At 61.4% G+C, this 16,860-nt stretch carries 11 protein-coding genes; 8 read left to right on the top strand and 3 right to left on the bottom strand.

Features of this window, described 5'->3' with window-relative positions; genetic code table 11:
* Positions 1–102: 102 nt before the first annotated feature.
* Positions 103–1,044 (bottom strand): site-specific tyrosine recombinase XerD, encoded by a 942-nt coding sequence (gene xerD, locus EO087_RS06875; protein ID WP_128898220.1) that lies wholly within the window; start codon positions 1,042–1,044, stop codon positions 103–105.
* Between the two features lie 44 nt (positions 1,045–1,088).
* Here xerD and EO087_RS06880 point away from each other — a divergent pair, with 44 nt between their 5' ends.
* On the top strand, positions 1,089–1,586 hold the full coding sequence (locus EO087_RS06880) for an RDD family protein (RefSeq protein ID WP_128898221.1): 498 nt from the start codon (positions 1,089–1,091) through the stop codon (positions 1,584–1,586).
* Between the two features lie 152 nt (positions 1,587–1,738).
* The gene (gene phaZ / locus EO087_RS06885) at positions 1,739–3,007 is read left to right on the top strand and encodes a polyhydroxyalkanoate depolymerase (RefSeq protein ID WP_128898222.1); all 1,269 of its coding nucleotides are present in this window, start codon (positions 1,739–1,741) and stop codon (positions 3,005–3,007) included.
* A gap of 123 nt (positions 3,008–3,130) precedes the next feature.
* Here phaZ and ltaE read toward each other — a convergent pair whose 3' ends face one another.
* Positions 3,131–4,147, bottom strand: coding sequence for a low-specificity L-threonine aldolase (ltaE, locus tag EO087_RS06890; RefSeq protein ID WP_128898223.1), 1,017 nt, complete (start codon positions 4,145–4,147; stop codon positions 3,131–3,133).
* A gap of 224 nt (positions 4,148–4,371) precedes the next feature.
* Here ltaE and EO087_RS06895 point away from each other — a divergent pair, with 224 nt between their 5' ends.
* Positions 4,372–6,099, top strand: a complete 1,728-nt coding sequence (locus EO087_RS06895) for a ShlB/FhaC/HecB family hemolysin secretion/activation protein (protein WP_128898224.1) — start codon at positions 4,372–4,374, stop codon at positions 6,097–6,099.
* 95 nt (positions 6,100–6,194) lie between these two features.
* Positions 6,195–6,329, top strand: a complete 135-nt coding sequence (locus EO087_RS16890; protein ID WP_255417055.1) for a hypothetical protein — start codon at positions 6,195–6,197, stop codon at positions 6,327–6,329.
* On the opposite strand, the gene EO087_RS06900 is transcribed toward EO087_RS16890, so the two are convergent.
* Positions 6,316–7,091 (bottom strand): IS5 family transposase gene (locus EO087_RS06900; protein ID WP_240669003.1). Its coding sequence is split into 2 segments (ribosomal slippage): positions 6,316–6,722 and positions 6,722–7,091, totalling 777 coding nucleotides; the frame shifts between segments, so codons are not numbered across the junction. The two genes, EO087_RS16890 and EO087_RS06900, sit on opposite strands and share 14 nt — an antisense overlap.
* Positions 7,092–7,167: 76 nt before the next feature.
* Here EO087_RS06900 and EO087_RS06905 point away from each other — a divergent pair.
* From EO087_RS06905 to EO087_RS06920, 4 genes are all read left to right on the top strand, one after another.
* On the top strand, positions 7,168–7,707 hold the full coding sequence (locus EO087_RS06905) for a hypothetical protein (protein ID WP_128898225.1): 540 nt from the start codon (positions 7,168–7,170) through the stop codon (positions 7,705–7,707).
* A 20-nt stretch (positions 7,708–7,727) separates the two neighbouring features.
* Positions 7,728–7,922 carry a YqaE/Pmp3 family membrane protein gene (locus EO087_RS06910; RefSeq protein ID WP_128898226.1) on the top strand — a complete coding sequence of 65 codons (195 nt, stop codon included), beginning with the start codon at positions 7,728–7,730 and terminating at the stop codon, positions 7,920–7,922.
* A 225-nt stretch (positions 7,923–8,147) separates the two neighbouring features.
* Positions 8,148–11,462 carry a filamentous hemagglutinin N-terminal domain-containing protein gene (locus EO087_RS16700; RefSeq protein ID WP_128898227.1) on the top strand — a complete coding sequence of 1,105 codons (3,315 nt, stop codon included), beginning with the start codon at positions 8,148–8,150 and terminating at the stop codon, positions 11,460–11,462.
* 1,660 nt (positions 11,463–13,122) lie between these two features.
* Positions 13,123–16,860: a hemagglutinin repeat-containing protein gene (locus EO087_RS06920; protein ID WP_240669182.1), complete on the top strand. Its 3,738-nt coding sequence runs from the start codon at positions 13,123–13,125 to the stop codon at positions 16,858–16,860.

Below are 16,860 nucleotides of genomic sequence, written 5' to 3' on the forward strand. Positions count from 1 at the left end.
CTCACTAACATGCCGGCACCATACGGGGCACAGGCCGAAAAGATGTCGGAAGTATCGCATATCACCTGTAAAAACTTCTTCACCCTCTTTCTGAAATACGTGTCAGCCGCGCGGATGATGTTGGGCATGCAAGCGCTTCAGCCCTTCCTTGGCCACCAGCGTATAAATTTGCGTCGTGCTCAGGGAGCTGTGGCCTAACAGCATCTGCAAAGCACGCAGATCGGCACCATGGTTCAACAGATGGGTGGCGAAGGAGTGCCGTAGCACGTGCGGCGAAATGCGCTTGGCGTTGATGCCAACCGACACCGCATAGCGCTTCACCAGGGTCCAGAACATCTGTCGAGTCATGCCCTCCCCGCGCTTGCTGAGGAACAAGGCAGGCGGTTGCTTGCCCTTGGCCAGTATCGGGCGCGAGGCGGACAGATAGGTCTGGATACGCTCCAGCGCCACCTCGCCCACCGGCACCAGGCGATCCTTGCCACCCTTACCGATGACTCGCAGCACACCCTGACGAGTATTCAATGCCACCAGCGGCAGTTCCACGAGTTCGGACACGCGCAGGCCCGAGGCATACATCAGCTCGAACATGGCCCGGTCACGCAGCCCCAGGGTGGTGGTGACATCGGGTGCATCGAGCAGCCCCTCTATCTCTCGTTCTGCCAGCGCCTTAGGCAGGCTACGCGGCATTTTCGGCCGCTCGATCAACAGCGTTGGATCATCGAAACCGGGGTCGTTGCGCGCTAGGGAGGCATAGAAGCGACGAAAGGCCGACTGGCGCCGCGCCATGGACCGCACCGCGACCGGTTGCGCGCCGTGAAACGCCGTCAGGTCTTCGCGCCGTGCCGTGCGCAAAGTGCGTCCTCGCGCCGCAAGCCAGCGCGCCAAAATTTCCAGATCCTGGCGGTAGGCATCCAAAGTGCGTTGGGCCAGACCATCCTCCGACCAGACGCGTTCGACGAAGGCCGCGATCTCCTGCGCATCCGCCTCGGCGATACCGGCCGGACCTTCCTGACTGAGTTGCTCTTTACGTGTACTCACTTTCATGGGCACGATGCTGGGCATTGCGCGAGCGCCTTGCAAGCTGATCGATGACAGCGACAACGATGAACGTGATTTGCCCGCTTTGGCGGCGATGGATCGCCCTGGTCTACGACCTGGTCGCCGTGCTGGCGATCGTGATGGTGGTTGGCCTGATTTGCCAGTTGGCCACGGGCGGCCGACTGATCACCGCCGGCGCGCAAGTGCATATTGCATGGTGGTATCAACCACTGCAGGGCATCGTAGTAGCCACATACTTTGTGCTGTCCTGGCTGCGCGGTGGACAGACGCTGGGCATGCGCTCCTGGCGGATCCGGGTGACCGCCGGTGACGGCGACCCCTTGTCCCTGCGCCAGGCGATGATCCGGGTACTGGTTGCGTCCCTGCCCTTGCTGTTGCTACTGCTGGCACCGGCGTTTGGCCTCAACGTAGCACTGTGGACCTTGGCAGCCGGCTGGATAGTCTGGCTTTTGGCCGCACAGTTTGTTCCCCGCCGCCGCACCGTGTACGACCTCGCGGCCGGGACGGAAATTCGCCGAATCGGATGAAACCCAAGCGCGCGCGACCGTCCCAGCACAATGAGATAATTCCGAATTATCAAGTTGTTGATTTATAAAGACACAAAGCCTTCCCGCAATGCAGCAATTCGGACCAGAACCCGCTATCATTCGTCTTTAGAAAAACCTCGGTCTACCCCCCCATGCTTTATCAACTCCACGAATGGCAACGCGCCTTCCTTGGGCCGCTTAGTTACTACGCCGAAGCCAGCGCCCGGATGCTCACCGACCCCAGCAGCCCCCTGGCCCAGTTGCCGGGCGCGCAACGCGTGGCAGCCGGGTATGAGCTGATCCACCGCCTGGGCAAGGATTACGAGAAACCCTCGTTCGATATCCACAGCATCACCCATCCCCAGGGCAACCAGATCGCCATTATCGAGCGCATCGACCTGGAAACGCCATTCTGCCAGCTTCGCCGCTTCAAGCGCTTCAGCGACGATCCGGAAACCATCGAAAAGATGAAGAATGAGCCAGTGGTGCTAGTGGTCGCTCCGCTTTCGGGCCATCACGCGACACTGCTGCGCGATACGGTGCGCACCCTATTGCTCGACCACAAGGTGTACATCACTGACTGGATCGATGCGCGCATGGTCCCCGCTTCGGCCGGCCCGTTCCACCTGAACGACTACGTCGCGACCATTGAGCAGTTCATCCGCCACATTGGCGCCGAATCGCTGCACGTCATCTCGGTCTGCCAGCCCACCGTACCGGTGCTCGCCGCCATTTCGCTGTTAGCGGCGCGCGGCGAGGCCGCACCGCGCAGCATGATCATGATGGGCGGCCCCATCGATCCTCGCCGCAGCCCGACCCAGGTCAACAACCTGGCAATGACCCAGCCGCTGAGCTGGTTCAGGGGAAATGTGATCCACACCGTGCCCAACAATTATCCCGGGCGCGGTCGCGAGGTGTATCCGGGCTTTCTGCAGCACGCCGGATTCATTGCGATGAATCCGAATCGCCACTTCAACTCGCACTGGGATTTCTATCTCAACCTGCTGCGTGGCGATCTGGACGATGCACAGTCACATCGCAAGTTCTACGACGAATACAACGCCGTGCTCGACATGCCCGCGGAGTATTACCTCGACACCATCAGTACCGTGTTCCAGCAGTTCCTGCTGCCGCGCGGCCTGTGGGAGGTGAATGGCGAGCGCGTGAATCCCGCTGCGATCAAACGCACCAGCCTGCTGACCGTTGAAGGTGAGCTGGACGATATCTCCGGCATTGGACAAACCGAAGCGGCGCATGATCTGTGCACCGGCATTCCATCCACGCACCGCGCGCACAAAGTGATTGACGGCGCAGGGCACTACGGCATTTTCAGTGGTCGTCGCTGGCGTGAAGTGGTGTATCCGCAGGTGCGGGATTTCATCCGGCGGTCGGATATGACGCTGGTTTCCAAGCGCGCATAAAAACATCGCACCTCGCTCGAATACTGCGACAAATCCAGAGCCATCGTCCCAGCGCAGGCCGGGACGACGATGCTTAAGTGAGTGCCATGGGGGCAGCACAGCGTAACCCAACGCCTCCACGCATTAGCCGGCAAAGAATAGTCGGAATGCATCGATCACCCTTTCAACACCCGCATCATCGATATCCAGATGCGTCACCAACCGCAGCGTCGGCAGATAGCCAATACCGATACGCACCGACGCTGCACGCAGATGCGCATCCAATCCACGCAAGCATTCCGCTGGCACATCGATGAACACCATGTTGGTGTGCAGGCCAAGCAGCTTCACACCGGGAATATCACTCAAACCCTCCGCCAGGCGCGCCGCACGTGCGTGGTCATCGGCCAGACGCTCAACATGATGATCCAGCGCATGCATGCACGCAGCGGCCAGCATGCCGGCCTGACGCCAACCGCCGCCAGCGACCTTGCGCCAGCGACGCGCCTTGTCGACCAGCGCGACGGAGCCCACCAATACCGAACCAACTGGGGCACCCAAACCCTTCGACAAGCAGATGGAAACACTGTCGAAGTGTTGGGTAATCTCCCTCGGCCTCACACCGCTCGCCACAGCGGCGTTATAAAGCCGCGCACCATCCAGATGCAACGCAAGCCCACGTTCCTTGGTGAAATCACGCGCGGCCCGGATGTAGTCCATCGACATGATGCGCCCGTGCCAGGTGTTTTCCAGCGCCAGCAGGCGAGTACGTGCAAAGTGCGGATCAATCGGCTTGATGGCGACCGCCACTTTGTCCAATGGCAGCGAGCCATCCACATCATGCGCTATCGGCTGCGGCTGGATCGAACCTAACACCGCCGCACCACCACCTTCGAACTTGTACGTATGCGCATCCGCGCCAACGATGTACTCATCGCCGCGCTCGCAGTGCGTCATCAGGGCCAGCAGGTTCGATTGCGTACCGGATGGCACGAATAAACCCGCTTCAAAGCCAAGATCTCCGGCAAGGCGTTGCTGAAGCGCGTTAACGGCGGGATCTTCGCCATAGACGTCATCGCCCACCTCGGCATCCAGCATCGCCGCTCGCATGGCGCGAGTCGGCCTGGTTACCGTGTCGCTGTGTAAATCAACCCAATCCACATCACACCTCTTGAAAATTCTGGAAATACATCACTTTGCCGGGCACGAGCGCGGTCAGCAAGCCTTAAGGCGCACTCGTTTCCTGATCAGGTGCTGCCCCCAAAGAGCATTTCGCTGCACGAAAAACCTCACAAGATCAGATTTGTCCCATAGTCGCACCTCGCCGTCTTCCTCTTTAATCACACTCCACCGCTCTGACATGCGGCTTGTGTGGGAAGACATCCATGGATTCGAAAAGCATCAAGGACGATCACCGTGCACGTCGTTACCGTCTACGCTGGCACTGGCTACCGATCGCCGGATTGGCCACGCTTTCGCCCTTAGCATTTGGGCAAGAAAAACCCCTCACGCTCGACGAGCAGCAGCAACGCTTGCGTACCCAGCAGCAAGCGCTGGACCGTTCCGTGCGTACGCAAGCGCAAGATGTACGCATCGGCCAGCATGCCGCCACCGATTTCCACAGCACCGAACTCCCCATGGAAACCCCGTGTTTCGTGCTGAAGCAGATTCGCCTCGTCGGCGAGCACAGCGATGCCTTCGGCTTCGTGCAGCGCTATCTTGATCACTACGCCGGTCGTTGCGTGGGCCACGAAGGCATTAGCCTGATCGTGCGCCGTGCGGGCGATCTGATCCTGGATCGCGGCTATGTCACGACACGCGTGGGCCTGAGTGAACAGGATCTCTCCCACGACGTGCTGACGCTCATGCTTGTACCTGGCGTGGTGCATGCCATTCGCAAGGCCGATAACACGCCATCCGGTAATTGGACCTGGGCGCTGCCGATCCGCCCTGGCGACCTGCTTAATCTGCGCGACATCGAACAGGGTCTGGAGCAGATGAAGCGCGTTCCGTCGCAAGACGTCACTATCGACATCGCGCCGACCGAAGTGCCGGGCCAGTCCGATCTGGTCATCACCACCAAACGCAGCAAACCCTGGCGCGTGGTCGCCACACTGGACGATACAGGAGCATCCACCACTGGCCTGTATCAAGCGGGCCTTAACGTGGGGCTCGACAATCCGCTCAACGCCAACGACACGTTGTCGCTGGGCATGACGCACGATGTCTTCAATGGCGCCGGCCACGGCACACAAGGTTACAACGCCAATTATTCGATACCGCGCGGCAACTGGTTGTTCACCGCCGGCGTGTACGGCTATCGCTACCAGCAGACGGTGGAGGGATTCACGCAAACCTTTTTGAGCCGTGGCACCTCTCAATCCGTCGACCTTGGCGCGCAACACCTGCTGTATCGCGATCACCACAGCAAGACCACCGCCGAAGTGCATCTTGGCAAACGCTGGGCACATAGCTATATCGAAGACGTGGAGCTGGATTCGCAGCGCCGCCACATGAGCGCGATCGAAGCCGCTATCACGCATCGTCGCTATCTGGGCAACGCACAACTCGATCTGCGGCTGGCCGAGCGCTTCGGCGTGCCGTGGTTCGGCGGTCAGCGCGATCCGGCCGGCCGCACGGCAGACGACCCCACTTTCCGCTACCGGCTCACCACACTGGATGCCTCGCTCAACCATCCATTCTCGCTGGCCGGCCAGCCGGCGCAGTGGACCAGCGAATTCCACGCGCAATACAGCCATACACCGCTGTACGGCTCCGAATACATCGCCATCGGTGGCCGCTACACCGTGCGCGGTTTCGATGGCGAGCAAACGCTCGCCGCCGAGCGCGGCTGGTATTGGCGCAACACCATCACTCAGCCCATCGGAAGTTGGCCGCTGATGTGGTACGCCGGCATCGATGCCGGTCGTGTGAGTGGGCCAGGTACGGCGTACATCCCCGGCAACACCACGCTGGCCGGCGGTTTCTTCGGCTTGCGTGGCACGTACAAGCAGTTGAGCTGGGATGTGTTCGCCGGCAAGGCGATGCACGGCGGCAAGCTGCTGGAAAACACGCGGCCCGCCACAGGTTTTCAGCTCGTGTATGCGTTTTGAAACGCATGACGAAAAATCACTCGCGGCGAGCTACGACCGCTCCGCGGCGGGTGCGAATCAAGTCATTTCTTCAACAACCCAGAGAAAGGAAAGGTATGAAGAGCGTTGTGGGCGGTGTGATAGCGATGTCGATGGTGCTTACTGGATGCGGCAGCAAGACTGATGCGAACGAAAAGAACTTCGGTGCGGCGATTGGGCAATACCTAGAGCATGTCGTCATAAGATTCTGAGCCACATGACGAGGCAGCGAATTTGCACAGCGGCAAGGAAAGAGGACAGATTCTTCGCGTAGCGTGTCGCCACACCACGCCACTGTTTCAGGTACAAAAACGCATTCTCAACCAGGTGGCGATGACGATACAGGTACGTGTCGTAGTCGCGCGGCTCTTTTCGGTTTTTACGTGGCGGAATATGCGCCTGCATGCCTTGCTCATGAGCCTGCTCAACAATGGCATCACTGTCATAACCTTTGTCGGCCATGAGATGCTCAGCAGGAATGTCTTTGATCAGTTCCGCGGCCTGCGAACAATCTGCCCGGGTACCCTCTGTAACAAGAATTCGGACTGGCATACCATGCGCATCCACGGCCAAATGTATCTTGGTGTTGCGCCCCCTTTTGTGAGACCTATGCCCTGATTGCCGCCACGAGCTCCCGCTGCATGAGGATGAACCTTGCAGTGACTGGCATCGATCATCAGCCACTCAAAGTCCGGCTCATCCATCACACGTTCCAACAGACCTTCCCATGTGCCGTTATCGCGCCAGCGACAAAAGCGCCGATGGGTATTCTTCCAATCGCCGTACTCGGGTGGTAAATCTCGCCACGGCGCTCCGGTGCGAAGTATCCAGAACACTGCGTTGATGAATTGCCGATTATCTTTGGCTACACGCCCCCATCGGCCCGCTTGACCCGGCAAATGGGGTTCAAGCAAACCCCATTTTTCATCGGAGATGTCATGGCGTCGATAGGCCGCAGTCACAGAGGATTCCATCCAGCAAGATTCCATGGCGGGTAGTTAACCATATTTCAACACCTCATGACGACAGGCTCTAGACAAGAAGGGTGAGATGTGTCTGAACATCACCCAGTGGCCGGTCGATGTCTCTCAAATGGATTTGCAGCTGCAAAACACCTTTCGAACGGGAACGGCTAGCCAAATGGCTGCGCTGGAAGCCGTGGGATTGGTCATTGGCATGGACACGCAAATCGAAGGAACGGATTTTGGCGGCAAGCCAAACGGCGCGAAGTTCAAAGTTAGGCGATACACCTTGACTGACGCAGCCAAGCCATTTGAAAGGACGCAAGAGGTGAAGAGATTCGGCCTGGATGGCAGCACCAAGGAAGCGCGGACCGACCTGTGCTGGGGCAAGAAGACGCTCGAGAAAGTGGTGAAGTGGGAAGGCCCAATGAAACTCGGTGACTACCAGGAAGCCACGGTGACATTCCAGTACAAGATCAACGGGCTCGCCGACTGGGCCAAGAAGCCAGAAATTCTAGCCGCTTTCCCTTATATCGGACAGATCACGGAAGACGCCGGGAAGGAAGATCAGCAACGTGCTGTGAAGCTGACCAGCGCTGGCTGGGAAGCTAAGGGATTGAGCGACTGACCAACTGAGGGGAATGCAACATGCGTTTGCTGATTTCTTTGATTCTTCCGTGGCTGACGTTCTTCACCATTGGAAGGCCGATTGCCGGGGTAATCTGCCTGATTCTCCAGATCACACTGATCGGATGGCTACCAGCGACGATCTGGGCCGTCTATGCCTTGAGCCAGTACAAGACCGACCAGAAGATCAAGAAGGCTCTCGCTCAAAAAAACTGAACAACACAACCGAACGGGGCGATGAGCTGCTAAGTCGAGGAACAGCTTCATGGCCATGGCCCCTTAGCTCTTGATCAGAGCGTTACCTTGCAGTGGCAGTCGAACGCGCAGTGGTAACCCCCGCAGTGGTAACCCCCCGTGCGAGCACTAATTCGATGTAGGCAACGACTGATTTCGTGTCATCCGTGGGTTAGCGCACGGATGGTCTTGCTACGGTAACCCCCCGTGTGTACCCGTGCTCGCTTTGGTTTTTTCATCAAGGACAGGATGATGATCTCGCGTCGTGTTTCTTCGGGTTCTTCTCGCACATTGCCGCGTCATGCCTTGACCACGGCGGTGCTCGCCGCACTGCTCGGCACCCCGGTTCTGGTTGCCGCGCAAGTCACGCCCGATCCGAATGCCGGCGTACACCGCCCCGGTGTCGATGCGGCGGCCCATGGCACGCCGGTGGTCAACATCGTGGCGCCGTCGGCCGCTGGCGTGTCGCACAACCAATACCAGCAATTCAATGTCGATCAGCCGGGGCTGATTCTCAACAACGCCGCCAACGTGTCGCCGACGCAGTTCGGTGGATACATCACCGGCAATCCAAACTATCCGCCGGGCCGATCGGCCAAGGTGATCGTCAACGAAGTCACCTCGACCCACCCGACCTATCTGCGCGGCTATACGGAAGTGGCCGGTAACGCCGCCGATGTGATCATTGCCAATCCCAACGGCATCCGTGTGTCGGGAGCGGGCTTCATCAACACGCCACGCGCCACGCTGACCACCGGTGTGCCGGTGTTCGGTGGCGATGGTTCCTTGAGTGCCTTTCACACGACGCGCGGCGCCATCAGCATCGATGGCGATGGCTTGAATGCCTCCAACATCGACCGCCTCGATCTGATCGCACGCAACCTGGCCGTGAATGGCAAGGTGTGGGCCAATCACCTCAACGTGGCCACGGGCGCGAATCAGGTGGGCTATGCGGATCTGTCCACCCAGGCGATCGGGGGCGATGGCGTCGCCCCGGTGGTGGGCGTGGATGTGGCCGCGCTGGGCGGCATGTATGCCAACCAGATCATGCTGGTCGCCACCGACGCGGGCATCGGCGTGCGTAACGCGGGTCAATTGGCCACGCAGAGCGGCGATTTCATCATCGACAGCGCCGGTCAATTGCAACTGACCGGCACGACCTCGTCGGCGGGCAACCTCACGATCCACAGCCGCTCACTGGCCAACAGCGGCACGCTGCAGTCCGGCGGTGGGTTGTCCGTGCAAACAGCCGGCGACACGACTAACGCTGGCACGCTCTACAGCGGCGGCAACGTGGGCGTGGTCGCCGGCGCGCTGACCAACCACGGTTCGCTGCAATCGGCGGGCAGCATAGCGCTGCAAAGTGCCGGCGATGTCACCAACACCGGCACGCTCTACAGCGCCGGCGATATCCACCTTACTGCCGCCGGCACGCTCAGCAACAGCAACCTTATCGCGGCGGCCAATAACGCGACCTTGCGTGCGCAGCAAGGGGTTTCCTCCGGCACACTCGGTGCCGGTGTGGCTGGCGACGGCAGCCTGCAAGGCAGCGGTGCGCTCGACGTCGCCACCACGAACCTGCTTGCTGCTAATGGCCGCAACCTCGCCGCTGGCGGCATGACCCTGCAAGGCAGCGCGCTCGACCTGTCCCATGCGCAGACGCAGGTCGGCAGCACGATCGTCTTGATCAGCACCGCGGGCGATATCGATCATCACAACGCCACGCTTGCCACCCATGGTGCGCTGACGGTGCGCAGCGCCGGCACGCTGGACAACACCCGCGGCACGATCCAAGCCGGTTCGCTCGATGCGCAAGCCGCCGTCTGGCGCAATGCTTACGGTTCCGTGCAAACCCGCGGCGCCATGACCGCCCAGATCCAAGGTTTGCTGGACAACACGCACGGCACCTGGATCAGCGCGGCCAACGCTGCGCTGCGCGCTGGCAGCTTCAGCAATAACGATGGCCTGCTGTACGCGGCTAACGATCTGTCGCTCCACAGCAGCGGCTTGCTGCAATCCACCGGCACCCTCTACAGCGGCCAAGCGCTGGACCTGTACGCCGGTCAACTTGACCAACGCGGCACGCTGCGCAGTGACGGCGCACAAACCGTGCAGGTAGCGGGCGATGCCACCCTGGCCGGTACGACCTATGCCGGTGCGGCGTCGCAATGGCAAGTCGGCGGCACGCTCACCCACACCGGCACCCTGGCCGCACTCAACGATCTCACCCTCACCGCCGGCACCTTGGCGAGCCGCGGCACGGTGGCGGCGGGCCTTCAGTCCGATGGCAACCTCAGCGGCAACGCGTCACTGACCCTGCGCACCCAAGGCGCACTCGCCGCCACCGGCACACTCGCCGCCTCCGGGGCGCTCAGCGTGAGCGGCAGTGCCCTCGATCTGCATGGCGCCACCACGCGCGCCGGCGGCGATATCGCACTCACCGCATGGCTGGGTGATATCAACCATGCCGGCGGCGACCTCGCCACCCCGGGTCGTCTAAGCATCCAGGCCGCACACGCCTTGAACAACGCACAAGGTCGCCTCCAAGCCGGTCAGTGGAACTTGCAAGCCGGCAGCCTGACCAACCAAGGCGGCCAACTGCTGCAAACCGGCGACAGCGACACCACACTTGCCGTGACCGGCTTGTTGGACAACGCCAACGGCACCTTTGCCAGCAATGCGAACAACCTCACCATCAGCGCGGGCGTGATCAACAACACAAACGCCGCCATTCAGCACGCCGGCGCCGGCACGCTGGCGATCACCACCGATACGTTGACCAATACACAGGGTCACATCGTCGGCAACGGCAACCTGGTTCTCGACAGCGCCACCACCGTCAACGACGGTGGCACGCTGAGCGTCGCCGGCAACGCCACCCTCACCGGCACCGACTTCAGCAATGCGGGCGGCACCGTGGTGGCCAACGTGCTGCAAGCCAACCTCGGCGGCACGCTCAGCAACCAGGCCGGCCTGCTGCAAGCCAAGCTCGCGCACCTCGCCGCCGATGCGCTGACCAATGGCAACGGCCAGATCAAGGCGTTGGATGGCGATCTGGCCATCACCGTCGCCACCACGCTCAGCAACGATACCGATGGCTTCCTTGGCAGCAACCAGGGGGTGAACCTCCACACCGGCAGCCTGAACAACGCCGGCCAGCTCTACGCCGGCACCGACCTCACGCTCACCGCGCAAGCGGACGCCCTCAATCGCGGTGCGCTGCAAGCCCTGGGGTCCGTCAACGCGACTATCGCCGGCACCCTCGGCAACGACCACGGCCGCCTCGAAGCCGGCGGTGGGGACGGCACGGCATCGTTGACCCTCCACGCCGCATCGATCAGCAATCACGCTGTTCGCCAACCACGACGTGGTCTTCAACCTGGGCGGCACACTGACCAACACCTGCGGCGCCACCTTGCAAGCGGTCAACGCGCTCACCGTCAACGCGGCCAGTCTGGACAACCAGGCCGGCGCCGACATCAACAGCCGCACCACCACCCTCCATGCCGCCACGCAAACTAACCAAGGCCGCCTCGAAGGCGACAACCTGGTGTTGAACGCCAGCCACGTCAGCAACACCGGCACCATCATCGGCAACACCATCACGATCCACGCTGCCAGCCTGACCAACGGCGCCGACCTTGGCACGCAAACCGACAACAACCCCTACCAAACCGGCCTGATCGCCGCCGTCAATGCACTCAATCTCTATATCACCGGCGATCTGCTCAACCGCGACGCCATGCTCTACAGCCTGGGCGACCTCACCCTCGCCGCCGATGCCGCCGGCACGCGCAGTCAATCGGTGACGAACCTTTCCGGCGACATCGAAGCCGGCGGCAACCTCATCGTCAACGCCCAGCAGATCACCAACGAGCGGCGCGTGCTGGAGACGGAAACCTACACGCTCAGCCCCGCCGAACAGCAAGCCAACCGCACCACCCGCACCACCCTCTTCGATTGGACCACCGACCCCGAAGCCACCACCTTCTGCAACGCCTACGCGCAAACCATCGGCATGAATGGCCACGCCGTGCGCTGTGGTCCGCTGGGTTATTACGGCGATGCCGCCTACGACACGCTCACGCAAACCATCCTGTCCATCACCCGCCTCACCGCCGCCAGCGCCGAAAGCCGCCTCTTGGCCGGTGGCAACATCCGCCTCAACGGCTCCGTCCTCAACAGCAACGCCACGATCGCCGCCGGCAACCATCTGATCATCAACGGCCAGGATGGCAACAACGGGGGCGGCAACGTCGGCAGCGACACCGTGCAAAACCTCGCCTTCGTCCCCACCGTGTTGCTCCAGAACGACCTGGTGCGCTCCGTCGATGGCGATTACCGCGGCAAGCGCTGGTACTCCAACCGCGAATCCAACCAACCACCGATGGTCTTTGCCGAGCACGTCACGAGCGCCACCCTGGCGGCGGGCAGCGTGCCTTTTCTGACCCTCGATGCCGGCCCCAGCTTGCGCGCCACGATGAGCGCTGGCAACGCGGTGGACATCCGCGCGCAAGACGTCAGCAACACGCCCGTCGGCGCCGACGGCAAACCGGTCAGCGGCGTGGGTCTGGGACAAAACAGCAGCGGCCCATATCTCAGCGGCCAGGGTGGCGGCGGCGCCGGCAACGTCGTCGGCAACACCCACCCCGGCAACCTGGGCAACCTCGGCCCCGCCCCCGGCGCCCCGTTCGTCGGCACCCCGCAGCAGCCCTATCCGGTGCAACTGCCCCGCAACGGCCTGTACACCCTTCACCCCGGCAACGGCAGCCCGTATCTGGTGGAAACCGATCCACGCTTCGCCACGATGAGCGGCTTCCTCGGCAGCGACTACCTCCTGAACCAGTTGGGCCTGCAAGGTGACCTCACCTTGAAGCGCCTGGGCGATGCCTTCTACGAAACCCAGCTGGTGATGGACCAACTCACCAGCCTTACGGGCCGCCGCTTCCTCGACGGCAACGGCGATGCGTTGGAGCAATACAAAGCCTTGATGGATGCGGGCACGCAGGAAGCCCAGTCATTCAACCTCAGCGTCGGCGTCGCCCTCACCCCCGCCCAGATCGCCAGCCTGACCCAGGACATGGTCTGGCTGGTCAACCAAACGGTGAACGGCGAACAAGTCCTGGTGCCAGTGGTGTATCTGAGCCAGAACACCGCCAGCCACGTGGCCAGCGGCGCGGTCATGCAAGGCAGCACCGTCAGCATCAACGCCAGCAACCAGCTCACCAACACGGGCACCCTGCAAGCCAGCAACGATGCCCGCCTGAAAGCCGGCAATCTGCTCAACGCCGGCACCGTCGCGGCCGGCGGCAACCTGAGCGTGCAAGCCGCGCAAGACCTGCTCAACGCCGGCGCCCTCCAGGGCGGCAACGTCGCGTTGGTGGCCGGCAATAACCTCACCAGCCGCGCCGATAGCAGCACCGTCAGCCTGGGCACCGTCAACCTCAGCGGTCTCTCGCTCAGCGATGCGCAACGCGCCGGTATCGCCACCGGTGGCCAGCTCAGCGCCACCGGCATCCTCACCGCCCAAGCGGGCAACAACCTCAATCTCGACCATGCTAACGTCAACGCCGGCCAAAACCTCGGCCTGGCGGCGGGCAACGACCTCACCGCCACCGCCAGCACCCTCAACGCCGGCAACGACGCACAACTGATCGCCGGCCATAACTTCACCCTCAACGCCGCCGCCGGCCAAGGCAGCAGCCAGCAAAGCGCCCACGCCGCCAGCGCGAGCACGCACACCGATGTCACCACGCTCCACGCCGGCGGCAGTGCCGTGCTCGCCGCCGGCAACGATCTCACCAGCCAGGGCGCACAGCTCCAAGCCGGCGATCAACTCGCCCTCAGCGCCGGCCACGACCTCACCCTCAACGCCGTCACCGATACCCAAAGCCAAGGCAACAGTTGGCAGAGCGGCCACACCCAATACAACCAGATCACGCAAGACCAATCGTTGCGCGGCACCACACTCGACGCCGCCCACGGCATCGCCCTCAGCGCCGGCCACGACCTCACCACCGTCGCCGCCAACGTCACCAGCAGCAACGGTGCCATCGCACTCGCCGCCGGCAACGACGTGAACCTCCACGCGGCCCAAGAAAACCACAGCTGGCAACAAGACAGCACCACCAAAAAATCCGGCCTGCTCAGCAGCAGCACCACCACCACCCACGATGCCAGCCAGGACAGCCTGGCGGTCGGCACCTTGCTCAGCGGCAACACCGTCACCGTCGCCGCCGGTCATGACGTGAACACCCAAGCCGCACAAATCGTCGCCACCGACGACATCGTGATGGCCGCCGGCAACAACCTGAATATCGGCGTCGCCACCGACACCCACAGCGAACAGCACGAGCGCACCACGAAGACCAGCGGTGTTTTCACCAGCGGCCTGAATCTGATGATCGGGTCCAGCAAGGAAAGCAACACGTACACCGAAACCGACACCACCCCGCAAGGCAGCCTGATCGGCAGCTTGAACGGTGGCGTCACGCTTACGGCGGGCAATCTCGTGCACATCACCGGCAGCGAGGTGCTGAGCGACACCGGCACCGCCATCGTTGGCAACGACGTCACCCTCGACGCGGCGGTGGGCACGCAAGACACCACACAAACCTACAAACAACAGCAAGCGGGGATCACGCTAGGTTTGGGTGGCGGCGTGGCCAATGCGGTCAATAGCGCTTATGCCAGCGCCGAGCGCGGCAGCCAAGTCAGCGACGACCGCCTCAAAGCGTTGTATGCCGCGCAAGCCGCTTACAGCGCCAGCGATGCGCTGGGTTTTGCGCAGGGTGGATTGCTCAACGGTGCCACCAAAGACAATCCCACCTCTCAGCAAGGCGTGAACCTGCAACTGGGCCTCGGCGCCAGCAGCGCATCCAGCAGCACCACCACCCACGACGAAACCGCCTACGGCAGCCGCATCCAAAGCAACGGCGATGTGGTCATGGCAGCCACCGGTGGCGATCTGAACATCATCGGCAGTCAGGTCAATGGCAACAATGTTGCGCTGGCCGCTGCCAACAACCTCAACATCTTGAGCCAACAAGAAAACCACAGCCTGCAAAGCAGCAACCAGAACGCCAGCGGCGGTGTCGGCATCCAGATCGGCAGCGATGGCTTGGGCTTCTATGCCCAAGCTTCCGTCGGCCAAGGCAACGCCCACGGCAACGGCACCTCGCACGCCATCAGCAGCATCAACGCCAGCGACACACTCACCCTGATCAGCGGCAACGACACCACCATCCAGGGCGCCCAACTCACCGGCAACACCGTGCTCGGCGCCATCGGCGGCAACCTCTTGATCCAAAGCGAACAAGACACCGACGACTACGCCAGCAAGCAGCAACAGCTGGGCGGCAAGATGGTGATCGGCTACGGTTCGGGCGGCAACGTCAGCTACAACCAGAGCAAGGTGAATAGCCACTATGCCAGCGTCACCGACGTGAGCGGCATCAGCGCGGGTAGTGGTGGTTTTGATATCACCGTGGGCGGCAACACGCACTTGATTGGTGGTGTGATGGCCAGCAATGCCGACCCCAGCAAAAACCTGCTGGATACCGGCACCCTCACTTACGAGAGCCTTCACAACGAAGCGAACTACAGCGCCAGTAATGTGGGCGTGAGTGCGGGCTACAGTGCCGGTGGTGGTTTCAGCGGTTCGCCCATGCTTGGGGTGCCACAGAGCGGCCATAGCAGCAGCGATACGCATAGCGGTATTGCGCAAGGCACGATCATCCAACGAGATGGCAACACCGACCTCGGTGGCCTTGATCGAAATCCCACGCTCGACAATCAAACGCTCGCGCCGATCTTCGATGCGCAGAAAGTGCAAGAGCAGATGGAGATGGGGCAAGTTGCGGGCCAGGTGGGCATGCGAGCAGCCGGCGACCTGGCTGGACAAATGGGCTGGGCCGAAGGCAGTCCGGAGCGCACGATTTTGCACGGCGTCGTTGGCGCGGGTATCGCCGCGCTAGGTGGCGGCAATGTGATCCAAGGTGCACTGGGCGCTGCCGCCAATCAGCTCGTGGTCCAGAAAATGGCCGATTATCTGGAAAGCCGAGGTTACACACCTGGCACGCCGGAATTTGCCAGCATGATGCAACTGGCCAGCACCGCGGTAGGTGTGGCCGTGGGCGGTGGTGCGGGCGCGGCGACGGCGCTGGATGGAACAACGTACAACTATCTGACCCATCAGCAGAGAGATGCTCTCAAGGCGGCACTCAAATCATGCGGAAATCAAAGTGAGTGCCAGAAAGTCGTAGATGCATACACTGAACTATCGCAACAAAACGATGCAGCACTACAACAAGCCTGTGCAGTCGCGCCACAAAGTGCCTCCTGTCAGGATGGTGTACGTGAGGCATTAAGCTACGCCAGTGCACTAGCACTCCCCTGGATGGCAGGTGACGTCAATCAGTCGCGCAACAATGCGCTCAATTTAGTCATGACCAACTCGCCTGCTTACGGCGCCATCAACACCATTGATGCGCGTGCAGACTTCTTTGAGGCGATGTATCAGCTGACGGGGGCGCCATGGTTTGGCGCGGCGGAAAAAACGTCGACGACGGATTTAACAGGATGGTTATTTAACGTAGGTAACTTCGTAGCCAGCGGAGGGCTGGCGGATTGGCGTAGTCAAGCCGGCGCCCTGATCATGCAAAATGGCCAAAATAGTTTCGCCAACATCTATCAAAACTATCAAAACACAGGCTTCGATCTGAATGCATGGAGCCTTCGACAGCTAGTAACCGAACAGAACATGTTGCAGCCAGTGTATGAGCAACAAGGATCCTTGACAAAGTCGATAATATTTTTCGGTGGATTTCCCTACCACATTGATACGATGGATTTGAAAGATAGAATTGAGTTTGGATGTGGCAGGATGGCTGCGTTTGGTTATCAAGGGGATTGTCGATGA

Origin of the sequence: Dyella sp. M7H15-1 (genome assembly GCF_004114615.1) — a bacterium.
Lineage (GTDB): Bacteria > Pseudomonadota > Gammaproteobacteria > Xanthomonadales > Rhodanobacteraceae > Dyella_B.

Bases quoted from the DNA above. Each gene is read 5' to 3' on its own strand.
- EO087_RS06920 (WP_240669182.1), top strand. From the start codon at position 13,123: ATGCAAGGCAGCACCGTCAGCATCAACGCCAGCAACCAGCTCACCAAC.
- EO087_RS16890 (WP_255417055.1), top strand. From the start codon at position 6,195: ATGAAGAGCGTTGTGGGCGGTGTGATAGCGATGTCGATGGTGCTTACT.
- xerD (WP_128898220.1), bottom strand. From the start codon at position 1,044: ATGAAAGTGAGTACACGTAAAGAGCAACTCAGTCAGGAAGGTCCGGCC.
- EO087_RS06905 (WP_128898225.1), top strand. From the start codon at position 7,168: ATGTGTCTGAACATCACCCAGTGGCCGGTCGATGTCTCTCAAATGGAT.
- EO087_RS06910 (WP_128898226.1), top strand. From the start codon at position 7,728: ATGCGTTTGCTGATTTCTTTGATTCTTCCGTGGCTGACGTTCTTCACC.
- phaZ (WP_128898222.1), top strand. From the start codon at position 1,739: ATGCTTTATCAACTCCACGAATGGCAACGCGCCTTCCTTGGGCCGCTT.
- EO087_RS06895 (WP_128898224.1), top strand. From the start codon at position 4,372: ATGGATTCGAAAAGCATCAAGGACGATCACCGTGCACGTCGTTACCGT.
- EO087_RS06880 (WP_128898221.1), top strand. From the start codon at position 1,089: ATGACAGCGACAACGATGAACGTGATTTGCCCGCTTTGGCGGCGATGG.